The organism is Candidatus Pelagibacter sp. HIMB1509 (assembly GCF_052047855.1).
Lineage (GTDB): Bacteria > Pseudomonadota > Alphaproteobacteria > Pelagibacterales > Pelagibacteraceae > Pelagibacter.
On record NZ_JBNAIU010000001.1, the window covers coordinates 335,887 to 359,753 of the forward strand.

At 28.6% G+C, this 23,867-nt stretch carries 24 protein-coding genes; 12 read left to right on the forward strand and 12 right to left on the reverse strand.

Translation table 11 applies throughout. From position 1 onward, the window contains the following. Window positions 1-26: 26 nt before the first annotated feature. From rpmA to metX, 5 genes are all read right to left on the reverse strand, one after another. Window positions 27-281 (reverse strand): 50S ribosomal protein L27, encoded by a 255-nt coding sequence (gene rpmA, locus ACTTBO_RS01735; RefSeq protein WP_075506491.1) that lies wholly within the window; start codon window positions 279-281, stop codon window positions 27-29. A gap of 14 nt (window positions 282-295) precedes the next feature. After that, entirely contained in the window at window positions 296-694 is a 399-nt protein-coding gene (gene rplU, locus ACTTBO_RS01740; RefSeq protein WP_440633072.1) for a 50S ribosomal protein L21, read from the reverse strand. Window positions 695-760: 66 nt separating this feature from the next. After that, window positions 761-1,480: a hydroxyacylglutathione hydrolase gene (gene gloB, locus ACTTBO_RS01745; RefSeq protein WP_440655981.1), complete on the reverse strand. Its 720-nt coding sequence runs from the start codon at window positions 1,478-1,480 to the stop codon at window positions 761-763. After that, on the reverse strand, window positions 1,481-2,077 hold the full coding sequence (gene metW / locus ACTTBO_RS01750; RefSeq protein ID WP_440655982.1) for a methionine biosynthesis protein MetW: 597 nt from the start codon (window positions 2,075-2,077) through the stop codon (window positions 1,481-1,483). Further along, complete coding sequence (gene metX / locus ACTTBO_RS01755; RefSeq protein WP_440655984.1) at window positions 2,067-3,197, reverse strand: homoserine O-acetyltransferase MetX; 1,131 nt, start codon at window positions 3,195-3,197, stop codon at window positions 2,067-2,069. The genes metW and metX overlap by 11 nt, the downstream gene beginning before the upstream one ends. Window positions 3,198-3,389: 192 nt before the next feature. On the opposite strand from metX, the gene hisC reads away from it, so the two are divergent. Then, complete coding sequence (gene hisC, locus ACTTBO_RS01760) at window positions 3,390-4,472, forward strand: histidinol-phosphate transaminase (protein ID WP_440655986.1); 1,083 nt, start codon at window positions 3,390-3,392, stop codon at window positions 4,470-4,472. Further along, entirely contained in the window at window positions 4,473-5,369 is an 897-nt protein-coding gene (locus ACTTBO_RS01765) for a prephenate dehydrogenase (RefSeq protein ID WP_440655988.1), read from the forward strand. On the opposite strand, the gene ACTTBO_RS01770 is transcribed toward ACTTBO_RS01765, so the two are convergent. Genes ACTTBO_RS01770 through ACTTBO_RS01780 form a run of 3 tightly spaced genes read right to left on the reverse strand, consistent with a single transcriptional unit; the run spans window position 5,366 to window position 8,917 of the window. Beyond that, on the reverse strand, window positions 5,366-6,109 hold the full coding sequence (locus ACTTBO_RS01770) for a C40 family peptidase (protein WP_440655990.1): 744 nt from the start codon (window positions 6,107-6,109) through the stop codon (window positions 5,366-5,368). The genes ACTTBO_RS01765 and ACTTBO_RS01770 overlap by 4 nt on opposite strands. After that, window positions 6,099-7,475 (reverse strand): AmpG family muropeptide MFS transporter, encoded by a 1,377-nt coding sequence (locus ACTTBO_RS01775; protein WP_440655991.1) that lies wholly within the window; start codon window positions 7,473-7,475, stop codon window positions 6,099-6,101. The genes ACTTBO_RS01770 and ACTTBO_RS01775 overlap by 11 nt, the downstream gene beginning before the upstream one ends. Window positions 7,476-7,477: 2 nt before the next feature. After that, window positions 7,478-8,917 (reverse strand): TrkH family potassium uptake protein, encoded by a 1,440-nt coding sequence (locus ACTTBO_RS01780; RefSeq protein ID WP_440655992.1) that lies wholly within the window; start codon window positions 8,915-8,917, stop codon window positions 7,478-7,480. Between the two features lie 87 nt (window positions 8,918-9,004). Here ACTTBO_RS01780 and ACTTBO_RS01785 point away from each other — a divergent pair, with 87 nt between their 5' ends. From ACTTBO_RS01785 to ACTTBO_RS01800, 4 genes are read left to right on the forward strand one after another with little or no spacing between them, the layout of a single operon-like run. Next, window positions 9,005-10,567, forward strand: coding sequence for a lysine--tRNA ligase (locus ACTTBO_RS01785; protein WP_440655994.1), 1,563 nt, complete (start codon window positions 9,005-9,007; stop codon window positions 10,565-10,567). Next, the gene (locus tag ACTTBO_RS01790) at window positions 10,567-11,619 is read left to right on the forward strand and encodes a quinone-dependent dihydroorotate dehydrogenase (protein ID WP_440653117.1); all 1,053 of its coding nucleotides are present in this window, start codon (window positions 10,567-10,569) and stop codon (window positions 11,617-11,619) included. Before ACTTBO_RS01785 ends, ACTTBO_RS01790 begins: the two co-directional genes overlap by 1 nt. Window positions 11,620-11,671: 52 nt before the next feature. Then, window positions 11,672-11,983 carry a 50S ribosomal protein L28 gene (gene rpmB / locus ACTTBO_RS01795; protein ID WP_075506505.1) on the forward strand — a complete coding sequence of 104 codons (312 nt, stop codon included), beginning with the start codon at window positions 11,672-11,674 and terminating at the stop codon, window positions 11,981-11,983. After that, the gene (locus ACTTBO_RS01800) at window positions 11,983-12,537 is read left to right on the forward strand and encodes a queuosine precursor transporter (RefSeq protein ID WP_440655996.1); all 555 of its coding nucleotides are present in this window, start codon (window positions 11,983-11,985) and stop codon (window positions 12,535-12,537) included. The genes rpmB and ACTTBO_RS01800 overlap by 1 nt, the downstream gene beginning before the upstream one ends. Here ACTTBO_RS01800 and speB read toward each other — a convergent pair. The 3 genes from speB to ACTTBO_RS01815 are packed head-to-tail and all read right to left on the reverse strand — an operon-like array spanning window position 12,534 to window position 15,639. Further along, window positions 12,534-13,409, reverse strand: coding sequence for an agmatinase (gene speB / locus ACTTBO_RS01805; protein WP_440655998.1), 876 nt, complete (start codon window positions 13,407-13,409; stop codon window positions 12,534-12,536). The genes ACTTBO_RS01800 and speB overlap by 4 nt on opposite strands. Window positions 13,410-13,411: 2 nt before the next feature. Next, window positions 13,412-14,455 carry a 1,9-bis(guanidino)-5-aza-nonane synthase gene (locus ACTTBO_RS01810; protein WP_440648278.1) on the reverse strand — a complete coding sequence of 348 codons (1,044 nt, stop codon included), beginning with the start codon at window positions 14,453-14,455 and terminating at the stop codon, window positions 13,412-13,414. After that, window positions 14,455-15,639 (reverse strand): type III PLP-dependent enzyme, encoded by a 1,185-nt coding sequence (locus ACTTBO_RS01815; protein WP_440656000.1) that lies wholly within the window; start codon window positions 15,637-15,639, stop codon window positions 14,455-14,457. Before ACTTBO_RS01815 ends, ACTTBO_RS01810 begins: the two co-directional genes overlap by 1 nt. A gap of 163 nt (window positions 15,640-15,802) precedes the next feature. On the opposite strand from ACTTBO_RS01815, the gene ACTTBO_RS01820 reads away from it, so the two are divergent. After that, a complete protein-coding gene (locus ACTTBO_RS01820; protein WP_440613721.1) occupies window positions 15,803-16,366 on the forward strand; it encodes an ActR/PrrA/RegA family redox response regulator transcription factor in 564 nt (187 codons plus the stop codon). Here the strand turns inward: ACTTBO_RS01820 and ACTTBO_RS01825 are convergent. Then, window positions 16,359-16,910 carry a biotin transporter BioY gene (locus ACTTBO_RS01825; protein WP_440613722.1) on the reverse strand — a complete coding sequence of 184 codons (552 nt, stop codon included), beginning with the start codon at window positions 16,908-16,910 and terminating at the stop codon, window positions 16,359-16,361. The two genes, ACTTBO_RS01820 and ACTTBO_RS01825, sit on opposite strands and share 8 nt — an antisense overlap. A 111-nt stretch (window positions 16,911-17,021) precedes the next feature. Between ACTTBO_RS01825 and polA the strand changes: the two genes are divergently transcribed. Genes polA through tsaE form a run of 5 tightly spaced genes read left to right on the forward strand, consistent with a single transcriptional unit; the run spans window position 17,022 to window position 23,866 of the window. Continuing rightward, entirely contained in the window at window positions 17,022-19,796 is a 2,775-nt protein-coding gene (polA, locus tag ACTTBO_RS01830) for a DNA polymerase I (RefSeq protein ID WP_440656002.1), read from the forward strand. A 56-nt stretch (window positions 19,797-19,852) separates the two neighbouring features. Continuing rightward, window positions 19,853-20,560, forward strand: a complete 708-nt coding sequence (locus ACTTBO_RS01835; protein WP_440656004.1) for a response regulator transcription factor — start codon at window positions 19,853-19,855, stop codon at window positions 20,558-20,560. After that, window positions 20,560-22,101 carry a sensor histidine kinase gene (locus ACTTBO_RS01840; RefSeq protein ID WP_440656006.1) on the forward strand — a complete coding sequence of 514 codons (1,542 nt, stop codon included), beginning with the start codon at window positions 20,560-20,562 and terminating at the stop codon, window positions 22,099-22,101. Before ACTTBO_RS01835 ends, ACTTBO_RS01840 begins: the two co-directional genes overlap by 1 nt. Before the next feature lie 42 nt (window positions 22,102-22,143). Next, complete coding sequence (gene ahcY / locus ACTTBO_RS01845) at window positions 22,144-23,430, forward strand: adenosylhomocysteinase (RefSeq protein ID WP_440656008.1); 1,287 nt, start codon at window positions 22,144-22,146, stop codon at window positions 23,428-23,430. Continuing rightward, window positions 23,414-23,866 (forward strand): tRNA (adenosine(37)-N6)-threonylcarbamoyltransferase complex ATPase subunit type 1 TsaE, encoded by a 453-nt coding sequence (tsaE, locus tag ACTTBO_RS01850; protein ID WP_440656010.1) that lies wholly within the window; start codon window positions 23,414-23,416, stop codon window positions 23,864-23,866. The genes ahcY and tsaE overlap by 17 nt, the downstream gene beginning before the upstream one ends. Window position 23,867 lies beyond the last annotated feature (1 nt).

Consider the following 23,867-nt stretch of genomic DNA (forward strand, 5'->3'; position numbering starts at 1 on the left):
AATACAACATTTTCTTGGTTGTACTATTAATTGGGTTTTACTGAAACGTAAGTTCTATCTAATTTAGATTTTTTGAATACAACTTTACCTTTGATAACAGAAAAAATTGAATGATCTTTTCCCATTCCAACATTTTCGCCAGGAAAAATTTTTGTTCCTCTTTGTCTAACAATTATATTTCCAGGTATTACAGTTTCTCCACCGTATTTTTTAACACCAAGTCTTCGACCGGCACTATCTCGTCCGTTTCTCGATGATCCACCTGCTTTTTTTGTTGCCATAATTTACCTAATAACTATTTACTTGCAGCTTCCTTAACTTCTTCTTTTTTGGGAGCTGGTTTAATTTTTTCAGCTTCAGATAATACTTTACCATCTTTTGAAAAAATTTTGTTAATTCTTATCAAAGAAAATTGTTGTCTGTGTCCATTTTTTCTTCTTGAATTTTGTCTTCTTCTTTTTTTGAAAATTAGAATTGTTCTATTTTTACTATTTTTAATTAAATCTGCCTCTACCTTAGCACCTTCAACATTAGGAGTTCCAACCTCAATATTTTTATCATCCCCATATGCTAGGATTTCATTAAATTCTATCTTAGTCTCAGGCTTTGAATCTGGTAATTTTTCAATTTTTAATATCTCACCAGATTTAACTTTGTACTGTTTACCACCTGTTTTTATTACTGCGTATGACATAGTATGAATATTAAATTTAAGTAACCGCAATATAGTTACCGGAAGCTTATAGTCAAGCTGAATTAGTTAGAAATTATCCTTTAAATCCCTTAATTTTGAAAAGGATTTTAGGTCATTAGCTCTTAAAAAAATATTACAATCAATTTCATCTTGTAAGGTTGATGGAATAGTAGGTAAATTATTATTTCTTTGTTGTTTTATAAATTCTATTTTCTTTAACAAAGAAGAGTTTTCAGAATCATGTTTCAAGCAGAATTTTGAATTATTTAAAGTATATTCATGGCCACAATAGATTTTTGTTTCTTTAGGTAAAGATTTTAATTTACTTAAAGAGTTATACATTTGTTCATATGTACCCTCAAAAATTCTACCACATCCAAGTGAGAAGAGAGTATCTCCGGTGAATAGTAAGTTTTCTTCAAAAAAATAAAAACAAATATGTCCTGTTGTGTGTCCAGGGATATGAATAATTTTAGCTTTAAAATTTCCACTATTCCAAATTTCATTATCTTTTAACAAGATATCAATCTCTGGTATCCTTTTTGCATCTCCATTAAATCCTAAAACAACAGATCCAAATTTTTTTTTTAATTCAGTATTACCCCCAACATGATCATAATGATGATGAGTATTTAAGATATATTTTAATTTAATATTTTTATCTTTTAAGTAATTGATTATTGGTTTAGCTTCACTTGGATCAACAACACATGCTTCCTGTTTTTCATTATCAATAATTAAATAACTATAATTATCTTGTAGGCACGGTATAATTTCAACTTTCATTTATTTTTCTATTAAAAATATTCCAAGATCAGCAAATAAATTTTTAGTTCCTAAATTACTATTTGATATATTTGAAGTGTTGTTACTATTTAAAGCTAAAGTTTTTATCATTTTAATTTCTTTAAATTTTATAAAATTTACAAAATCTTTAATTGTGCACATATGTAAATTAGGTGTACTGTGCCATTGTTCCGGTAAAGATTTTGTTATTGGCATTGTGCCCTTAAATAATAGATGCAATCTAACTTGCCAATTACCAAAATTTGGTATCGTTACAATTGCTTTTTTTCCAACTCTTAAAAGTTCATCTAAAACAATTTCAGGGCTTAAAAATGCTTGGAGTGTTTGACTCAATACTACATAGTCAAACGATTTATCAGGAAATTGTTTTAAGTCTTTCTCTGCGTTACCTTCTATTACAGTTAATCCTTTTGCAATACATTCTTGTACTTTTTCCTTAGAAATTTCTAGCCCTCTTACATTTATATTTTTATGTTTTTTTAAAAATTGCATCAAAGTTCCATCTGCACAACCTACATCTAAAACTTTTTTATTATCCTCAATTAAATCTGATATTACTTTAAATTCATTTTTCATTTTTTAATTCTATATAAGATTTGTCTAAGAAATTCTTCAGAGCATTTAAAAAATCAGGTACATCTAATAAAAAAGAGTCGTGACCTTTATCAGATACAATTTCTACAAAACCAACATCTGCTCCAATAGAATTTAAAGCTATAACAATATCTTTATTTTCTTGGGTTGGATAAAGCCAATCAGAAGTAAAAGAAATAACAAAAAATTTAGCTTTTGTATTTTTAAATGCATCAGACAAATTTCCATTAAATTGTTTAACTAAATCAAAATAATCCATAGCCCTAGTTATGTAGAGGTAACTGTTTGCATCAAATCTATCTACAAACACAGATCCTTGGTATCTCAAATAACTCTCAATTTGAAAATCTGCATCAAAACCAAATTTCAAATCTTCTCTTTCTTGCAATTTTCTCCCAAACTTTTCCTGCAAACCTTTTTTTGAGAGATAAGTTATATGAGCTGCCATTCTTGCAACAGCAAGCCCTTTGCCTGGGTTGGTGTTATTAGCTTCATAATTTCCATCTTTCCAATCGCTGTCAGCAGTGATTGCTTGTCTTCCTAGTTCATTAAAAGCAATATTTTGTGCTGAATGACTTGAGGTTGTAGCAATGGGTATAACAGTTTTAGCTTTATCAGGAAAGTTGGTGATAAATTGAAGAACTTGCATACCTCCCATGGAACCTCCGGTAATTGCAAATAGTTTATCAATTCCAAAGTGTTCAAGTAAATTATATTGTGCATTCACCATGTCATTAATTGTAATAACTGGAAAATCAGTTCCAAAAGTTTTCTGTGTTTCAGGATCTTTATGGCTTGGTCCATAAGATCCCATACATCCACCAATTACATTTGAACAAATAACAAAATATTTATTGGTATCTATTGCTTTGTCTGGACCTACAGCAAAACTCCACCAACCGTCTTTTTTAGTAACAGGATTTAAACCAGTTACAAATTGATCTCCAGTTAGTGCATGAAATACTAATATAGCATTGTCTTTATTCTCATTTAAAGACCCATAAGTTTCGAATGCAATTGGAAAATTGTTTATAGTTTTACCACAATCCAATTTAAGAGGTTTCTTTATAATTAATGTCTTAATATTTTTTTCTGTATTCATTTTAAAGCCTTTAGATGAATTGTGAGAAAAAAAACTATTTTAGCGGTTTTTTTTAAGCGCTCGCAATTCAGTTAAATCAGCGCATAAATTTTGTACAAGAACTTGTAATTTATGTCAATTTTTTAAAATAAGATCATATTCTCTATAAATATTTGTTTTTTTATCTATAAAGAGCTCATAAAAATAAAAAAAATGAGTACACCTAAATTTAAAAAATTTAACATAGAAGCTTATAAGCCTGGCAAATCTAAAATTAACAAAATTAAAAAGGTCATTAAATTATCAGCTAACGAGTCTGCTCTAGGGATGAGCCCGTTAGCAAAGAAAGCAATATCTCAAAAAAATTTAGTATTAGATAAATATCCAGATGGAAAATCTACCAATCTTAAAATGGCAATATCCAAAGCATACAAGTGTAATTTTGATAAAATTGTATGTGGAGCAGGTTCTGACGAGGTAATTCAAATGTTATGTCAATTATATCTACATCCAAAGGATGAGGTGATTGTTCCTCAATATAGTTTTTTAATGTACAGGATTTATGCAAAAATTGTTGGTGCAAAAGTTGTATTTGCAAAAGAAAATAATTTTAAAGTTTCAATTGAAGAAATATTGAAAAAAGTATCTGAGAAAACCAAAATAGTTTTTATTGCAAATCCAAATAATCCAACAGGAACATATTTAACTAAAAAAGAGACATTAGAACTTAGAAGAAAGTTGAATAGAAATATTTTATTAGTAATTGATGATGCTTACTCAGAATATATGAAAAATGATGATTACAGCTCTGGTTTAGAATTATTTAAAAATAAAGACAATGTATTTATATTGAGAACATTTTCTAAAATGTTTGGTTTGGCATCATTAAGAATTGGTTGGGGATATGGATCGAAACAAATAATTAGAGCGTTAAATGTTATTAAACCACCTTTTAATGTAAATGGTTTGGCTCAAGTTGCGGCCGCAGAGTCTTTGAAGGATAAGCAATTCATTCAAAAATCTATTAGACATAATTTAAATTATGCAAATAAATTAAAAAAATTTCTCGAAAAATATAACATTTTTTCAAACGCTGTATCAGCAAATTTTTTACTATTAAATTTTGATGACTGTAAACATTCAGCAAATTTTCTTTACCAAAAATTAAAAAATAAAGGAATTATATTAAGATCTACTGAAGATGGTTATCATATTAAAAACAAATTGAGATTAACTATTGGCTCATCTAGAGAAAATTTAATATTCATGAATGCAGTGAGAAAGATTTTTAGTTAAATGAAAAATATTTTAATCATAGGGTGTGGTTTACTTGGATCTTCAGTTTTAAGATCTATACACAAAAATAAATTGGCAGATAAGGTATATATTTATGAAAAGTCAAAAAAGAATATATCAAGAATTAAAAATCTTAAATTACCTGGAAAAGTAGTTAGTTCATTAAAAGAAGCTGTAACAAAATCTAATTTTATTATTTTTTGTACACCTATGAGTGAATACAAAAATATTATTATGAAAATAAATAATTATATTTCTCCTAAAACATTAATTACTGATGTTGGTTCTTCAAAAGTTGAATCATCAAAAATAATAAAAAAATTTTTAAAAAAAGGAATTGCATGGACTTCCAGTCACCCAATTGCTGGTTCTGAAGTAAGTGGACCACAGCACGGAAAGAGTAACATGTTCGAAGACAGATGGTGTATTTTAATTAAAGAAAAAAATACAATTAAAAAAAATTTAAATTTTCTGAAAAAATTTTGGGAGAAGATTGGATCAAAAGTAACAATCATGTCACCAGAAAAACATGACAAAATTTTTTCAATAACTAGTCATTTGCCTCACTTAATTGCATATAATTTAGTTAAGTCAGCTCAAGATTTTGAGAAAAAACAAAGATATGATTTAATCAAATATAGTGCAGGAGGACTAAGAGATTTCTCAAGAATAGCAGCTTCTAATGAGATTATGTGGCGAGATATTTTTTTCAATAACAATAAAAATATTTCAAATGCTATTGATTTATTTATTAAAAATTTAAAATCATTTAAATCTGATATTAATTCAAAAAATAATAAATCTATTATTAACAAGCTTACTGAAACTAAAAAAGTCAGATCAAAAATAATCAAACTCAAACAAGATATTAATAAGCCAGATTTTGGAAGAAGCTAAATTTTAATTTTAGCTATTTTTTTAACTTTAAGTTTTGCTGTATTTTCAATTCTTCTAATTGTCTTAATTATAGGCATGATCAATACTTTCTTTTCAGGTCCATATGCATGTATTAATTGTTTGGAATTTAAACACATTGCGACATGCCCTTTCCAAAAAATGATATCTCCCTTTTGATAATTTCTTTTTATGTTTCCTTTAAAATATTTAATTTGATCTTTGGTATCTCGAGGAAAAAACTTATTATTATAATAGTAAAATATTTGTAATAGGGCTGAGCAATCTATTCCCGCGTAACTTTTTCCACCCCAGATGTATTTTATGTTCAAAAATTGTTTAAAGATTTTAATAAAATTGTTTTCTTTATAATTTATTTTTTTTATATCTTTTTTTTTAATCCATTTATTTTTATCAATTCTGGCAAAATTTTTGTTAGTTTCTTTAACTGACAACTTTGATCCAAAAGACAGAAAAGTATTAGTTTTTAAATTTGGTTTTTTATAAATATTTGCTTTTAAACTACTTACCTTATAATTAGCTTTAAATTCTTTTGAATAATTTTTATTTTGAATGTACCCAGTATAATTATCAAAACTAGATTTTATTTTGATCCAATTTTTAGTTTTAGATAAAATTTTAAATTTTTCTCCATACAATATTTGTGAGGTTACTTCTGAAAATTTAGAGGATTTCTTATAAATATTAGAAAAACTACCTGTAAAATAAAATTTATTTTGCACCAATTTTAATTTTATTTTTTATCATCCATAGGCATATTAGTGAAGGAATAACCATAATAGTTGTTAAGACAAAAAATGTTCCCCAATCTCCGTTTAACCAATCTACTAAAGCTCCTGATGATGATGCTAAAGTTGTCCTCCCAGCAGTCCCTATAGACGCAAGTAATGCGTATTGTGTTGCTGTATATGTTCGATCAACCAGTAAAGATATAAATGCTACAAATGCAACAGTTGCAAAAGCTGCAGTAATATCGTCAGCAATAACTGCTATTGCAAATAATAGTTCAGATTTACCAGTCCATGCTAAGACAGCAAATAACAGATTTGTAACCGCCATCAAACCTCCTGCAAAGAACATAGTTTTTATAGTTCCAGCCCTCATGGCCATTACGCCACCAATTAAAGTAAATACGACAGTTGTGATCCAACCCAATCCTTTTGAATAGATTGCTATTTGTCCTTTTGAAAAGCCTATTTCTTTATAAAATACAATCGACATTCTACCCATGAATGCTTCTCCAATTTTAAACAAAAAGACAAACCCTAAAATTCCTGCAGCTATGGCAAAACCATTTTTTTTAAAGAAGCTAATAATGGGCCCACCAATTGTTCCAGTTATATAAGCAACAAAAGTTGTGATAATATTGTTAGATCCTAGTTTACCTTTAATTAAATTATCAGTTTCCTTTTGCTTTGATTGTCTGTCAGTTTTTACTGGCTCATGAACAACCATCAGAGCAATATTCATTAAAATAATTAAAATACCTAATATTAAAAAAGTTGCTTGCCAGTAATCTTGGATACCAATATTTTCAAAAAACTCTGCAGTAAATAAAGCAACTACACCACCTAATTTGTAACCTGTCCACCAACCAACTACAGCCATTGCAGCACCTGCTGCCATTGATTTTCCCTCATTTTCATTAATTTGTTCAATTCTTAATGCATCTACAGTTATATCTTGAGTTGCTGATGCTATAGCGATGATTAATCCAACTGTAATTATCAACGCTAAATTTTCTGTAGGATTTATAATACTCCAAACTAGTAAACTTAATAGAATTACTAATTGCATTAAAACAATCCAACCTCTTCGGTGACCTAATTTTTTAGTTAGGAAAGGAATTTGAATTCTATCTATAATTGGTGCCCAAAGATAATTAAAAGCATAAACCCCAAAAATAAGTCCTGCCCATCCAATAGTAGATCTACTTAATCCTTCTTCTTTTAACCAAAGACTTAAACTACTAGCAATCAAGACCCATGGAAATCCACTGATTGCACCAAGTAATAAAATTCTTAACATCCGAATATCTTTGTAAACTGAAATCGATTCTAACCAGGATGTTTTATTTATTTCAGACATAATTAATTTTTCCAAAATGATGGTAAAAATAATACTAATATTGCAAATAGCTCAAGTCTACCCAAAATCATACCAACTGTTAAAATCCATTTAGAAAGATCTGGTAATGAAGAAAAATCTCCATTGGGGCCAATTATTGGACCAAGACCAGGTCCAACATTTGAAATAGATGTAGCGGCACCCGAGATAGCTGTAATAAAATCTAAACCAGTTAATGATAACAATGCAGTAAGAATAAAAAATATTACGATATAAAAATAAATAAATGAAATAATTGAAGCTATAAACTTTTCATCAACTGCACTTTGATCATACTTAATTACAAATATCCCTTTAGGATAAATTATTTTTTTTAATTGGTTTAGAATAAATAGATAAAGAATTTGAATTCTAAATATTTTTACACCACAAGCTGTAGAACCCGCGCATCCACCTATAAACATCAGTGCAAGAAACAGGGTTATAGGAAAACTGCCCCATTTATCAAATTCTGCGTTTACATAACCAGTACCACTCAGGATTGATATAGTATTAAAAAATATTGATCTTAAACCAAAGTTTTCTTGGTTAGAAAATAATAAGTAAATAGATAAAATTATAACAGTGAATATTATAATTTTTAAAAAGGTTTTGATTTGAATATCATTTAAAAAAATTTTTTTGTTTCCACTTATAAATTTAATATAAGCAATAAAAGGAATACTTCCCAATATAATAAAAAACATTGATGAAATCTCAATTGGTAAACTATTAAAGTATCCAATTGACTCGTTGTAGTTAGAAAAGCCTCCAGTAGCAATTGTAGTCATTGAGTGGGTTAAGCTGTCAAATTTACCCATACCAAATATCCAATAAGTGATTGCACAAAGGCCTGTTAATCCTGAGTAAATATAAATTAATCTAAGTGCTATTTCTTTTGACTTAGGGAGTATTTTTTCTGAAGAGTCGTTACTTGAAATTTTAAATAATTGCATACCTCCAACATTCATTATAGGCATTAAAGTAATCGCCATTACAATTATTCCAATTCCACCTAGCCATTGTAAAATAGCTCTCCATAAAAGAAGACCCTTTGGTGCGTTCTCTAAATCTGAGATTATTGTAGATCCAGTTGTAGTAATTCCTGACATACTTTCAAAAAAAGAGTCTGTAATTGAAAGTTCAATACTAGAGAATACAAACGGTAAAGATCCAAATACTGCAATACTAATCCAAGATAGGGCAGTTAATAAGAAAGCTTGTTGTAGATTAAGTTTTTTATCGTGATCTAAATTTGATAAAAAAAATAAAGTTCCAAAGATTATGGTTACAATAGATGAGCCAAAGAAAGATGAGTCTATCTCTGAGTAAAAGAATTGTACTATAATTGGGATGAACATTGATACACCCAATATTATTTGCAGAATTCCAAGCGTAAAAAAAACAGTTTTGTAATTAGACATTTTGAAAGAACAATATTTTATGGTAAATAAATTTCAACTCTATAAGAATTAATATAATCACTAGTTTAAGGTTAAAAAGAGCAATTCATGATTAAAAAAGATGTTCTAGAAAAGACAAGTGCTTGGCCTTTTGTTGAAGCTAAAAAAATGCTTCGTGAAAGAAAAGCTTTTATTGAAAAGAAAGGTAAGATTACTCTCCAAACAGGATATGGTCCAAGTGGATTACCTCATATAGGAACTTTCGGAGAAGTTGCACGAACTTCAATGATGGTTAATGCACTTAATCAACTCACAGATTTACCAACAGAAATTATTACATTTTCAGATGACATGGATGGCTTAAGAAAAGTTCCAGATAATGTTCCTAATCAAGAATTGTTGCAACAAAACCTTCACAAACCTTTAACGCAAGTACCTGATCCTTTCCAAAAATTTAATAGTTTTGGAGAACATAATAATGAAATGCTAAAGGATTTTTTAAACAGTTTTAATTTTAAATATAATTTTAAAAGCTCCACATCTTTGTACAAGGCAGGTTTTTTTAATCCTACTTTGAAAATAATTTTAGAAAATTATGAAGGAATAATGAATATTATTTTACCAACACTTGGGAAAGAAAGACAAAAAACATACAGTCCTTTTTTACCAGTATGTCCTGACACAGGTCATGTTTTGGAGATACCTGTTATAGAAATTGATCAGTCTAATTCTAAAATAATATTCGATAATAAAGGTAAAAAATTAGAGAGCAGTATTTTAGACGGGAATTGTAAATTACAGTGGAAAGTAGATTGGGCAATGAGATGGTTTGCTTTAGATATTGATTTTGAAATGTATGGCAAGGATTTGATTGAAAGTGCAATTTTATCTACAAAAATCATTAATTTGTTAGGTAAAAAGAATCCATCAGGATTTGCATATGAACTTTTTTTAGATGAAAAAGGTGAGAAAATTTCAAAATCTAAAGGTAATGGAATAACTATTGATCAATGGTTGAAGTATGCTTCACCAGAAAGTTTATCTCTATATATGTATCAAAATCCAAAAAGAGCTAAAAAACTTTATAAAGAAATAGTTCCGAAAGCAGTAGATGAATATTTGGATAACATTGAAAAATCTAAAAAACAGACTGAGCAGCAATTAGTAATGAATCCAGTGTGGCATGTTCACAATGGGAGCATTCCAAAAGAAGACATGATTATGAGTTTTTCAATGTTATTAAATTTAGTCGAAACAAGTAATGCAGATAGTAAAGATTTATTATGGAAATTTGTAAAAAAATACAAACCCAATATTCAAGAAACTAATTTTCCTATTTTTGATGGATTAGTAGGTTACGCAATTAAATATTTTAATGATGTAATTAAGTCTCAAAAAAAATACAAAACACCTTCTGAAGATGAAAAAAAAGCTCTTGAAGCTTTAATTTCAACTTTAGCAAAATGCAATGATCAGATGTCACCAGAGGAAATTCAAACTTTGATTTATTCTACTGGAAAAGAAAATGGTTATGCTGAAAATTTAAGAGATTGGTTTAAACTTATTTATGAGGTGGTTTTTGGTGATGAAAATGGACCAAGAATGGGATTTTTTATAAGTTTTTTTGGTGTTAATGAAACAAAAGACCTTATAATGAGTAAACTCAAATAATGTATTCAAATTTAAGATCTTTAATTTTCAAATTAGATCCAGAAAAAGCGCATACTCTAGCAATTCAATCTTTAAAATTTAATTTAGTATCAAATGTATTTGATGAAAATAAAAATGATCCTATTTTTAGAACACAAATATTTGGCAAAGATTTAAGCAATCCAATAGGAATAGCTGCTGGTTTTGACAAAAATGCAGAAGTTTACAATCCTTTGTTTAAATTAGGATTTGGTTTTGTTGAAGTTGGAACCATTACTCCTTTAAAACAATATGGTAACGAAAAGCCAAGAGTATTTAGATTAGTTGAAGATCAAGCGTTAATTAATAGATTGGGATTCAACAATCAAGGATCTGAAACTATTTTAAATAGAATAAAATCAAATAAAAAAAATGGAATACTAGGAGTAAATGTTGGACCAAATAAAGACTCTGATAATCGATTAAATGATTATTTAATTGGATTAGAAAAATTTCATGAAGTTGCTGATTATATTACAATTAATATTTCTTCTCCGAATACTGAAAATTTAAGAAATTTTCATGATGAAAATAAATTAAATGAATTACTAAAATCAATCAAAGATAAAAAAAATGAACTGAAAATAAATATTCCAATCGTAGTTAAAATTTCTCCAGATATTGATTTAAAGCAAATAGAATTAATATCAGAGATTCTTTTAGAAAATGATATATCTGCAATAATTATTTCAAATACATCAGAAAGTACTAGAGATGATTTAAAAAATATTCAACGACACCAAAAAGGAGGTTTGTCAGGAAAGCCAATTGAACAAAAATCAAATTTACTTATTAATCAATTCTTTAAATTGTTAAATGGTAGAATTAAAATAATTGGGGTGGGAGGTATTGACTCTGGGAAGTCTGCACATGATAAATTTTTGTCAGGGGCAGACTATATTCAGCTATATACCGGTATGGTATTTCAGGGACCCAACATTGCTGCAAACATTAAAAAAGAGCTAAAAGAATTACTTCTTAGAGATGGAGTGAAAAATATTTCAGAAATCGTTGGAAATAAAACTCTTTCTTAATTTTAATAAACTTGACGCCCTTAATATCTCCCCTTATATAGGCACTAAAATTATGTCAAAAAAATGCGAACTAACTGGTAAAATTCCTATGAAGGGTCATAATGTTAGTCATGCTAACAATAAGACTAAAAGAAGATTTTTACCCAATTTAAAAAAAGTAAAATTTACAAGTGAGCTTGCTGGAAGAAGTTTAAAACTAACAGTTAGTAATTCAGGAGTAAGATCAGTTGATAAAAAAGGAAGTTTTGACGAATTCTTAAAAACTGTAAAAAATAAAAATATATCACCAAGATTAAAAAAACTTAAAAAAGTTATTTTATTAAAATCACCATATAAAAAAAAGCCAGTAGCTAAATCTGCTTAATGAATAAATTTTTTATCAGCCTATCTTTAATGATGGGTGTGGTTGTTTTATCCTCAAACTATCTTGTTCAATTTCCAATAAATTATTATGGATTAAATGAAATTCTTACTTATGGAGCTTTTAGTTATCCAGTAGCTTTTTTGATAACTGATTTAGCAAATAGATCTTATGGAAAGATAATTGCGAGAAAAATAGTTTATTTTGGTTTTTTTATAGGAATTATTTTTACTTTATTTTTTTCAACAAACTTCGATGATTTAATATCCATTAGAATTGCAGTTGGATCTGGAGTTGCTTTCCTTATAGCCCAATTGCTAGATATTCAAATATTTGATCGTTTAAGAAAAAAACAGTGGTTTGTTGCACCTCTAACTTCATCATTAATTGGTTCAACTATTGATACTTTTTTATTTTTCTCAATATCATTTTATGGAACAGGAGTTCCTTGGGTAACTTTGTCTTTAGGTGATTTAGCTGTTAAGTTGCTAGTAGCACTAATAATGTTAATACCATTTAGAATGTTATTAAAAATATTTAAGCCAATTAAAGTCTAATATAAAAATTTATAAGATAAAATTTTATAAGCTAATTTAGCAACAAGAAAATTATAGGAGTTGAATCCTTTAATTGGAGAAAGTTCATTAATGTCAGCTCCAACTATATTTGAATTTTTTGCTGCAATTCTAATTATCTCTAATGTCTCGTCCCACAACAATCCACCTGGTTCAGGTGTTCCGGTAGCAGGCATAATACTTGAATCTAATCCGTCGACATCAAACGTTAAGTAAATAGTCTTATTTTTTATTAATTTTTTAAATTTATTTAAATTCCATTTCTTTTTATCTTTTGCCCAGAAGATATCTATTCTATTTGAATTTTTTTTTAAAAATGGAATCTCACTTTCTGATATATTTCTAATTCCAAAAGAAATTAAAGATACATTTTTATAATCTAAACATCTTCTTATTGCTGATGCATGTGAAAATTTTTCACCATTATAACTTTCACGTAAATCTGCGTGCGCATCGAAATGTAAAAGACAAATATTTTTATATTTTTTTGTAAAAGGAACAATGCATCCTGGTGTAATTGAATGTTCACCACCAAAAGTCATTGGAAATAGTTTTTTATCTAAAATTTCCCCATTGATTTTAGAAATTTTATTTAATGCTACTTTGATATTTTTATCAATTTTGAATGGTTTTAATGTCTTGATACCTATTTTTTTGTAAGGTTCACAATTTAGTTCCTCATCATATAGTTCAACTTGGTGAGAAGCTTTGATAATTTCTTTTGGTCCATTTTTTGTTCCACCGCCATAACTAACTGTTTTTTCAAGTCCAAATGGAACGACTACTACTTTTTCTTTGAAGTTGAATGTATTATCAATTCCTAAGAAACCATGTTTGTTTGATAAGTATTTCAATTTTATATAAATATTTTTGAGAAGTTTTTTCGTTCTCTATTTTTCCACTCACCTTTATGGTAAGCATCGCTAGCTATTAATGGCAATACACTTGTTGCTTCAGCAAATACCATTTGTTCTTTAGTGATATCCACTTTACCCCAAGAACTTGCTTCTTTTAAAGTAGAACTACTACACGCACCATCTCTACTATCAGCAACTGTAATTTGTACAGCATACTTATGCATATCTACATTTTTACCAAGAAGCTCAGCACAAATAACAGTGTCTTGAATAAAATTTTTAGGAACTCCTCCACCAATCATAAATAAACCAGAACCTTTTGATTTGATTTTAATTTCCGTTAGTTCTCTAAATTCTCTAACTGAGTCTATAGTCATATGTTTTTTAGGATTTTTTTCTTGATGCATTACAAGACCGAAACCTGCACTTGAGTCTGTGAAAGCTGGACAAAAAATTGGAACATTATTATCGTAAGCTGTTTCAATTAAAGAGTCTTTCTTTTTTGAATTTTTTTTTAAATATTTTCCCATTTCTAAAATAAACTCTCTCGAAGTATAACTTCTTGGTTCTAAAGTATCTGCAATTTCACAAATAATTTTATCACACATTTGAAGCTCTTCTTCGTCGATATACGTGTCGTAAATTCTATCAATATAGTTGTCTCTTAATTCTGTATCATCTTGAAATTGAGATCCCTGATAATGTTTAAATCCAAGAGCTTCAAAAAAATCCATATCTACAATTGATGCCCCTGTTGCTACAATTGCATCAACCATATTGTATTTAACAAGATCTTTATAAATATTCATACATCCTGCTGCAGATGTTGACCCTGCTAAAGTAAGAAAAATTGTACACTCCTTATCTTTAAGCATTTCGTTGTAAATGTTTGCTGCATTTGCAGTCTCTCTAGATACAAATGACATTTTCTCCATTGAAGAAATAATTGTTCTAGAGTCAAACGAAGTAATATCTATATGTTCGACAGGATTTTTTAAAAAATCTCTTTTACTATTATGTCCTGGATTTTTTTGGTCTGACATTAAGCAACCATATGAGCGCTGTTAACGTCTTTTTCATACATTGACATTATTGGTTTATCTTCAACTTCATAAATTTCATCTGAATAGTAACCATTGAATTGTGTTCTAAAAGTTAATCCATATGCTCCAAGTTGACCAAGCTCTATGTAATCATTTTCTTTAATATTATTTGGTAATAAAAAAGGCCCTTTCATATAATCCATGCTATCGCAAGTAGGACCAAAGAAATCAAAAGCAGTCAATTTTTTTGAAATTATTTTATTTGAATTTTCTTTAATCATTTTAGATGGATAAACTATGTTAGGTGTTCCTGCATCAAATAGGGTTCCATATGTTCCATCGTTTATATAAAGTTTTTGTTTTTTTCTTAAATTAACTTTAACAATTGTTGAACCACTTTCTGCAACCAATGCTCTTCCTGGTTCACAAATTATCTCTGGCAACTTCTCTAATTTTAAATTAGACAAACTTTTTTTAATTTCATTGAAGTATTCATCTAATGATTGCGGAATTAAATCTGGATAAATTGTTGGAAATCCTCCACCAACATTTATTGTATCAGGGATTATTTTTGTTTTTTTAATTATATTTCCAATCTCATTTATACCTTTAGCATATGAAATTGGATGCATACACTGCGATCCAACATGGAAACTTAATCCAATTTTTTTTGCATATTGTTTTACTAATCTTAGTAATCCTACAGCTTCAGATGTTAGTGCTCCAAATTTTTTAGATAAATCAATTTCAGCATGTTCATTTGAAACAGCAACTCTTACAAATAATTCTAAATCTTTTGCATTATTTGTACTTTCAATAATTTTGATTAACTCTTCTTTTGTGTCTAATGAGAAAGTTTTTACACCATAATTAAAATAGGCCTCTTTGATACTTTCTCTACTTTTTACAGTATGCATATAAGAACATTTTGCATTTTGAGTAAGTTTTCTTATAGCTTTAATTTCTTCAATTGAGGCAACATCAAATTGGTTTACACCTGTGTTTAAAATTGTTTGAATAACTTCGGGATGTGGGTTTGTTTTAACTGCATATAAAATTTTTCCAGGAAACCTATCTAAGAAAAATTTAACCGAAGTCTCTATGGATTTCTTCCTAATACAATAAACAGGCTTTTCAGGTTTCAGTTGATTTATAAGTTCTTCAACTGACTTAAATTTTTGCATTTCATATGCCTCCAAAAAAAATTTAATAAAAAAAAGTTTTTAAAAAACTTTAATAATTTGAGCCATATAATGTAAACACAGGCAATGTAAAGCAAATAATTCAAGGCTGATTTGCGCAATTTTCATATATTGTAATATTAGATTTTGACCCCATATATGGTTGATGAAAAACGAAGCCAAATTACAAAATCTAAGCGATTTCGAAAATAAGTCGCTTTTAATAGTAGATGATGACAATCCTTTTAGAGAAAGATTGGCAAGAGCTATGGAAAAAAAAGGTTTTGAAGTTTTTCAAGCTGAGAGTGTACAAAAGGGAGTTGAATCCGTTAAAAGTAAAAAACCAGGTTTCGCAGTTGTGGACTTAAGACTTGGAGACGGTAATGGCCTTGAGGTCGTTAAGGAGATTCAATCTTCTAATAATGATAGTAGAATTATAATGCTCACAGGTTATGGAAATATTCCCACTGCAGTTGCAGCTATTAAAGAAGGTGCAATTGATTACTTAGCAAAACCAGCAGATGCAGAAGATGTAGAAAAAGCATTGTTGGCAGATCCAGCTAAAAAGGCTGCACCACCAGAAAATCCAATGTCAGCAGATAGAGTTAAATGGGAACATATTCATAGAGTATTTGAATTATGTAATAGGAATGTTTCTGAAACAGCTCGAAGATTGAAGATGCACAGAAGAACTCTTCAAAGAATTCTATCTAAAAGATCCCCTAGATAATATTTCTTATTTTAATTATTTGTTTAGCGGCTAAAGCTAAAATAATAATTTTAAATAGTTCTGCTAATAAAAATGGTTTTGCACCAAGTGAAAATATCGGTTTATCCCAACCAATCAGAGTACCCAGCCATATTAAACCCAAGATATAGATTGTAGATGTTGCAATAACTAATTTAGTTAGAATAATTATAAAACTATCTTTAGTATTAATTTTTGAGGCTAAATAACAAGCAGTTAAAAAACCAATTAAATAGCCCATCGTTGGGCCAGTAAAATAGACTATACCAATTCCTTTTTCTGGAGAGTTTGAAAATACAGGTAATCCCGCAATCCCCTCTAATAAATATAAACCTACAGAAGCTAATCCAATTTTATAACCTAGGCTTACACCTAAGAATAAAACAACAAATGTCTGCATTGTCATTGGAACTGGATAAAATGGAATTTTAATTTTTGCAGAGATAGTTAAAGCAATTGAACCCAGAATCACAGCTAACAAAGATTTTATGATTTTTGTTTGTGTTAAGTTTTTTGTAAGTTCCATAGTAAAATAATACTCAAAATATAAAAAATAATCTAGCTATATTAGCTTAAAGGTTTAAATTTATTTTTTTATATACAGAAATTGTTAGCAATGTAATATTTGTTAATCTTCATGAATAAAATACAAAAAACAGATCATTTTTATTTAATTGATGGCTCTGGTTATATTTTTAGAGCTTATTATGCTTTACCACCATTGACTAGAAAAAGTGATGGACTACCCACAGGTGCTGTAAGTGGATTTTGTAGCATGTTGTTTAAATTATTAGAGGATTCAAAATCTGATCAAAATTTACAAAAACCAACACATTTTGCTGTAATTTTTGATTCTGCTAGAAAGACTTTCAGAAATGAAATTTATAGTGATTATAAAGCTAATCGATCAGAAGCCCCAGATGATCTAGCACCTCAGTTTGAGTATATTAGAAAATCAGTTTTAGCGTTTAATTTACCTTCTGTAGATTTGCCAAACTATGAAGCTGACGATCTCATAGCCACATATGTTGATCAAATACTCAAAAAAGGGGCTAAAGTTACAATCGTTTCATCAGATAAAGATTTAATGCAACTTTATAAAAAAGGTGTTCGAATTTTTGACCCTATGAAAAATAAATTTATTACAGAGGACGATGTGATTAAAAAGTTTGGTGTTGATGCTTCAAAAGTTATAGATGTTCAATCTTTAGCAGGCGATAGTAGTGACAACGTACCTGGTGTTCCAGGAATAGGAGTTAAAACAGCCGCAGAATTAATTAATAAATATGGTACTCTAGAAAAATTATTAGACTCTGCCCATGAAATTAAACAGAACAAAAGAAGAGAAACTTTAATAGAGAATAAAGATAAAGCTTTAATTAGTAAAAAACTTGTAACTCTAGATAATAAGTCTCCAGTAAATAAAAACTTAACAGAATTTAAACTCAAAGAGGTTGATAAAGATAAACTTTATAAATTTTTAAGAGAAATGGAATTTAATAGATTGTTAAGTTCTGCAATTTCAGCTTATGGGGAACCAAAGTTATCTGGATCTGAAAATAATTTAAAATCTACTGAAAAACAAAAACCAATAAGCAATAAAGATTATCATCTAATTACAGATATTAATGAAATTGATGAGTGGATAGAAGAAGCTGAGGAATCAGGGGAAGTTGCTGTCGATACAGAGACAAGTTCGTTGGACCCCCATCAGGCTGATTTAGTTGGAATTTCACTTTGTTCAAAAATTGGAAAAGCTTGTTACATCCCAGTTGGTCATAAATCTAAGGATTGTTTAAATAAAAATAGCGTTATCAATAAATTAAAAAATTTATTAGAGGACCCAAGTGTTAAAAAAATTGGTCAAAATATTAAATTTGATTTTATAGTTTTCTACAAACTTGGCATTTCACTTTCGTCAATGGAAGATACTATGCTTATGTCTTATGTATTAGATGCTGGAAAGAACAGACATAACATGGACACCCTTTCGGATATCCATCTTGGACATAAAACAATTTCATTTAAAGAAATTGTTGGTACTGGCAAAAAAGAAATAAATTTTAGTGAGGTAGAATTAGAAACAGCAAAAAATTACGCAGCAGAAGATGCAGACGTTACTTTCAGGTTATATAAAAAATTTATCAAAAGTTTAAAATCTGAAAAATTATTTAATATCTATGAGATTTTTGAAAAACCACTAATTAAAATACTTGCATTTATGGAAATCGAAGGTGTTGAAGTAGATAGTAAATTTTTAAATTCTCTTTCCTCTAAATTTGATAAAAAAATTAAAAAAATTGAAAAAGAAGTTTTCAAGATTTCTAAGAAAGAATTTAACATTGCTTCACCAAAACAATTAGGAGAAATTATTTATAATGATCTTAAGATTGCAGGGACAAAAAAAACAAAAAAGGGAAGTTTTGCAACAAGTGCAAGTGTTTTAGAAGATTTAGCCTTCAAAGGTCATGAATTTCCAAAATTAGTATTAGATTGGAGACAGGTTTCAAAATTAAAAAATACTTACTCCGACGCTTTGCCAGAGCATATTAATCCAAATACAAAGAGGGTTCACACATCTTTTTTATTGGCAGCAACAACAACAGGCAGATTAGCTTCAAGTGATCCAAATTTGCAAAATATTCCAATTAAATCTGAAGATGGAAAAGATATAAGAAAAGCTTTTAAGGCTAAAAAAGATCATCTATTAATATCCGCGGATTATAATCAAATTGAGATGAGAATTTTAGCAGATCTTGCAGATGTTAAAGAACTTAAAAAAGCTTTTAACAATAACGAGGATATTCACTCATTAACAGCTAGCCAAATATTTAATATTGATATCAAAAAGGTAAATCAAGACCACAGAAGGAAGGCTAAAGCAATAAACTTTGGAATAATTTATGGAATTTCTCAATATGGTTTAGCCAAACAAATAAATGTTTCTAATTATGAAGCAGAAGAATTTCTTAATGCTTATTTTGCTAAATTTCCTGAAATTAAAGTTTATATGGATAGCACAATTAAGTTTTGTAGAAAAAGTGGCTATGTAAATAACATATTCGGAAGAAGATCTCATTTTAATGGAATAAATGATAAAAATTTTAATGTAAGAAATTTTCAAGAGAGAGCAGCAATTAATGCTCCAATACAAGGGTCAGCATCTGAAGTTATGAGGTTAGCAATGATCAGATTATACAAAAAATTGAATGAAGAAAAAAATTTGAAATCAAAAATACTTCTTCAAATACACGACGAGCTTATTTTTGAAGTCCCAAAAAAAGAGGAAAAGGCAATGGTTAAGTTAATACAGAATGAGATGACCAGTGTTACTCAAAGTGATTATCATTCCTTTTCTACTCCTTTAACAGTTGATGTAAATGTTGGTGATAATTGGGGAATGCTTCACTAATTGTATTCAATTGCCTAATTTAGAACAATTTAATATTTTTAAATGTAAAAATAAAAATGCAAACACAAACTATAGCTCTAATTGATGATGACAGAAACATACTAACTAGTCTTAGTATTGCCTTAGAAAAAGAGGGTTTCAAAGTTCAAACATATATTGATGGAGAGAGTGCATTAATCGGTCTTACAAGAATGCCACCTGACTTAGCAGTTATTGATATTAAAATGCCTAAAATGGATGGCGAAGAATTGCTTAAAAAATTAAGAAAAAAAACTTCTCTTCCAGTAATATTTTTAACATCCAAAGATGATGAAATTGATGAGTTGCTAGGATTAAAATTAGGTGCAGATGATTTTGTAAAAAAATCTGGAGGATTCTCAATTAAAGTTTTGATTGAAAGAATAAGAGTTCAATTAAGAAAAAAAGACTCAAACAATACATTAGAAGAAAATAAAAACTTAATTTCACATGGTAGATTAAAACTTGACCCATCTCAGCTTGAATGTGAATGGAATGGCAAACAGTTACCAGATAAATTGACAACTACTGAGTTTTTGATTGTTAAAGAATTGGCAAAAAGACCTGGAATAATTAAAGAAAGAGCTCAACTAATGGATATTGCTTACAGAGAAGATACAGATATTGAAGACAGAACTATTGATAGTCACGTCAAAAGAATAAGAAAAAAATTCAAAAAAGTAGATCCTGATTTTTCAGCTATTGAAACTAGATATGGTAGTGGATATAGATGGAATGTTAGCTGATGTTTAGTAAATACTTAAAGACACTTTCTATTCTTAAAAAATTTCTATTTATAAACTTTGTAATATTTACAATTATTGGTTTATTTACACTTATTTATCTTACTAATATTGAACCAAGTTTATTAAAAAAAAAATCTGAAGATCACATTAATATTATTAATAATACGACTGATAATATTAAAAGATTGAATATAAAATTTCAGGAAAATGATATTAGAAAATTTTTATTTTCTACAAGATTTATTTTTCAAAATTTAGACAGAGTTATTTTCTTTGACAATAAATTAGAATTAATTGGTGATACTGATACTTTAGATCTTGATCCACGATCTTTTTCAGCACGATTAGATAGAATTGAATTTGAAAGTTTGAGTGAAGAAGTTAATGAAGATGAAAACAAAGAAAATAATTCTTCTCAAAATAATGAAAATAAGGCTTCATTTAAAGATTTATTAGAAAGGTATAATAATTCAGGTAGCTATGGAAATTATTATACTTTTACAGAAGATAATTTAAATCAATTTAAAGTTACAACAGTTAAAAATGTAAAAAGTGATGAAAATAATTTAGGCTTTATAGTTATCTCAGAGAACGCCAATGAGATTAAGACAGCCATAGATGAGAGAAGAGCATTTGTAATTAGAACAGCTATATCAGTTGGTTTTGTAATTTTAATTTTTTCTTTTGTACTTAGTAGGTATTTTATTAAACCAATTCAAAACTTAGTCGGATATACAATCAAAGTAAAAGAAAAAAATCCTGGCAAAACAGGAATTGAAAATTTGAAGAATAGAAATGATGAATTAGGATTATTATCAAATTCAATGGAGGATATGACCAATGAATTACAAAAACGAATTTCTCATGCAGAAAATTTCTCAACAGATTTAGTGCATGAAATAAGAAATCCACTAGCATCTTTAAAAAGTGCATCAGAAATTTTAAAAGATACAAAAGATATAAATCAACAGAATAAGCTTTTAGATATTCTTACCCACGATGTACAAAGAATTGAAAGATTAATCACAGATTATTCACAAATGTTGAAAGATGAAGTTGCTCTTAGTAAAGAGCAAATGAAAAAATTAGATATACAACCAATTATCCAATCTGTTGTTGATGATTATAACAACATTTATAAATTCAAGAAAAATATAAGTATAAACTATCAAAATGATGGAAAGTCAGAGTATCTAATTAATGGAATAGAAAATAGAATTGAACAAATCGTTGCTAATTTATTGGATAATTCTATTTCATTTAGTGAAGATGGTAGTGAGGTAATTGTGAATGTTTCAAATGGATTAGAAAAAAAAGTTATAGTTAAAATTTTAGATGAAGGACAAGGATTTAAAGAAAAAGATACTTCAAAAATTTTTAACCGTTTTTACAGTAATAGACCAGAAAATTTTGGTGAGCATTCAGGATTAGGTTTGAATATTGTAAAAAATCTAGTTGATCTTCATGATGGAAAAATTGAAGCATCCAATAGGCTAGATAAGCAAGGAGCATTGATAGAAATACAATTTCCTAGTTTATAATCTTTAGTTGATAAAATAGAACTTAACTGTATAAAGCTCGCTATGGATGATTTTAAAGTAAAAGATATTTCTCAAGCTGAATTTGGAAGAAAAGAAATTTCTATCGCAGAAAGCGAAATGCCAGGTTTAATGGCATTAAGAGAAGAGTATTCAACAGAAAAACCTTTAAAAGGTGCTAGAATTATTGGATGTCTTCATATGACTATTCAAACGGCAGTCCTAATTGAGACATTAGTGGATCTTGGAGCGGAAGTAAGATGGTCATCTTGTAATATATTTTCTACACAAGACCATGCAGCAGCAGCAATAGCAAAAGCTGGAATTCCTGTTTATGCATGGAAAGGTGAAACTGAAGAAGAGTACTTGTGGTGTATTAAACAAACAATAGTTGGAAAACCTGATTGGAAACCCAACATGTTATTAGATGATGGGGGAGATTTAACTGCCATCATGCACAATGAATACAAAGATTTAATGAAGGATATAAAAGGCGTTTCTGAGGAGACTACAACTGGAATTAAAGCATTAAATAAAATGGAGAAAGATAATTCTCTATTAGTTCCTGCAATAAACGTTAATGACTCTGTAACAAAATCTAAATTTGATAATCTATATGGATGTAGAGAAAGTTTAGTTGACGGTATCAGAAGAGCTACTGATGTTATGATGTCGGGTAAAATTGCAATAGTTGCGGGTTTTGGCGACGTTGGAAAAGGAAGTGCTGCATCTTTAAGACAAAGTGGTGCTAGAGTTCTTGTTACCGAAGCAGATCCTATATGTGCACTTCAGGCAGCTATGGAAGGTTATGAAGTAGTTTTAATGGAAGAAGCAATTAGTAGAGCGGACATAGTTGTTACAGCAACTGGAAATAAAGATATCGTTACAGCTGATCATATGAGAGATATGAAAGATAGAGCAATCTTATGTAATATTGGACACTTTGATAATGAAATTCAAGTTGAGGCTTTAAGAAATTATAAATGGACAGAAGTTAAGCCCCAAGTACACGAAATCGAATTACCAAGTGGAAAGAGAATTATCCTTTTAGCCGAGGGAAGATTAGTTAATTTAGGTTGTGCTACTGGACATCCAAGTTTCGTAATGAGCGCATCTTTTACCAATCAAGTAATTGCTCAAATAGAACTTTGGCATAACTATAAAAATTATGAAAACAAAGTTTATGTTTTACCAAAACATTTGGATGAAAAAGTAGCCACATTACATTTAAAAAAAGTTGGGGCTAAATTAACAAAATTATCAAAAGAACAAGCTGATTATATAAGTGTTGGAACAGAAGGCCCATTCAAACCAGATGCCTATCGCTATTAAAAATAGCAAGATCGATATAAGTTCAGAAGAAACAACAAAAGTTTTAGCAGAAAGTTTTAAAAATTTTTTACAAGGTGGAGAAATTATATTTTTATACGGTGAAATGGGTGTGGGTAAAACTACATTTATAAAATATTTGGTTAATGAATTTCAAAAAAGTTCAGATCTTCCTATTACAGAAGTTTCAAGTCCAACATTCAATTTATTAAATGAATATCAAGTAGGTTCTAAGAAGATAAAACATTACGATTTATTTAGGATTAAAAATAAAAGAGATACTAATGATCTAAACATATTTGAAAAAAATGATAATTTAATTACTTTTATTGAGTGGCCAGATTTAGTTAAAGATATTCAGGAAAAAGTTATTGTATTAAGATTTAACTATGAAAATGAGCTAAATAATAGAAGTGTTGAAATCACAGGCATCGATTAAG

What these genes read in the sequence shown, in the direction of transcription:
- ACTTBO_RS01815 (WP_440656000.1), bottom strand. Translation starts at nt 15,639, where the DNA reads ATGCAAAAATTTAAGTCAGTTGAAGAACTTATAAATCAACTGAAACCT.
- ACTTBO_RS01840 (WP_440656006.1), top strand. Translation starts at nt 20,560, where the DNA reads ATGTTTAGTAAATACTTAAAGACACTTTCTATTCTTAAAAAATTTCTA.
- ACTTBO_RS01820 (WP_440613721.1), top strand. Translation starts at nt 15,803, where the DNA reads ATGAAAAACGAAGCCAAATTACAAAATCTAAGCGATTTCGAAAATAAG.
- ahcY (WP_440656008.1), top strand. Translation starts at nt 22,144, where the DNA reads ATGGATGATTTTAAAGTAAAAGATATTTCTCAAGCTGAATTTGGAAGA.
- ACTTBO_RS01810 (WP_440648278.1), bottom strand. Translation starts at nt 14,455, where the DNA reads ATGTCAGACCAAAAAAATCCAGGACATAATAGTAAAAGAGATTTTTTA.
- rplU (WP_440633072.1), bottom strand. Translation starts at nt 694, where the DNA reads ATGTCATACGCAGTAATAAAAACAGGTGGTAAACAGTACAAAGTTAAA.
- gloB (WP_440655981.1), bottom strand. Translation starts at nt 1,480, where the DNA reads ATGAAAGTTGAAATTATACCGTGCCTACAAGATAATTATAGTTATTTA.
- metX (WP_440655984.1), bottom strand. Translation starts at nt 3,197, where the DNA reads ATGAATACAGAAAAAAATATTAAGACATTAATTATAAAGAAACCTCTT.
- polA (WP_440656002.1), top strand. Translation starts at nt 17,022, where the DNA reads ATGAATAAAATACAAAAAACAGATCATTTTTATTTAATTGATGGCTCT.
- ACTTBO_RS01775 (WP_440655991.1), bottom strand. Translation starts at nt 7,475, where the DNA reads ATGTCTGAAATAAATAAAACATCCTGGTTAGAATCGATTTCAGTTTAC.
- tsaE (WP_440656010.1), top strand. Translation starts at nt 23,414, where the DNA reads ATGCCTATCGCTATTAAAAATAGCAAGATCGATATAAGTTCAGAAGAA.
- ACTTBO_RS01790 (WP_440653117.1), top strand. Translation starts at nt 10,567, where the DNA reads ATGTATTCAAATTTAAGATCTTTAATTTTCAAATTAGATCCAGAAAAA.
- ACTTBO_RS01765 (WP_440655988.1), top strand. Translation starts at nt 4,473, where the DNA reads ATGAAAAATATTTTAATCATAGGGTGTGGTTTACTTGGATCTTCAGTT.
- ACTTBO_RS01825 (WP_440613722.1), bottom strand. Translation starts at nt 16,910, where the DNA reads ATGGAACTTACAAAAAACTTAACACAAACAAAAATCATAAAATCTTTG.
- rpmA (WP_075506491.1), bottom strand. Translation starts at nt 281, where the DNA reads ATGGCAACAAAAAAAGCAGGTGGATCATCGAGAAACGGACGAGATAGT.
- rpmB (WP_075506505.1), top strand. Translation starts at nt 11,672, where the DNA reads ATGTCAAAAAAATGCGAACTAACTGGTAAAATTCCTATGAAGGGTCAT.
- hisC (WP_440655986.1), top strand. Translation starts at nt 3,390, where the DNA reads ATGAGTACACCTAAATTTAAAAAATTTAACATAGAAGCTTATAAGCCT.
- ACTTBO_RS01835 (WP_440656004.1), top strand. Translation starts at nt 19,853, where the DNA reads ATGCAAACACAAACTATAGCTCTAATTGATGATGACAGAAACATACTA.
- ACTTBO_RS01780 (WP_440655992.1), bottom strand. Translation starts at nt 8,917, where the DNA reads ATGTCTAATTACAAAACTGTTTTTTTTACGCTTGGAATTCTGCAAATA.
- metW (WP_440655982.1), bottom strand. Translation starts at nt 2,077, where the DNA reads ATGAAAAATGAATTTAAAGTAATATCAGATTTAATTGAGGATAATAAA.
- ACTTBO_RS01800 (WP_440655996.1), top strand. Translation starts at nt 11,983, where the DNA reads ATGAATAAATTTTTTATCAGCCTATCTTTAATGATGGGTGTGGTTGTT.
- ACTTBO_RS01785 (WP_440655994.1), top strand. Translation starts at nt 9,005, where the DNA reads ATGATTAAAAAAGATGTTCTAGAAAAGACAAGTGCTTGGCCTTTTGTT.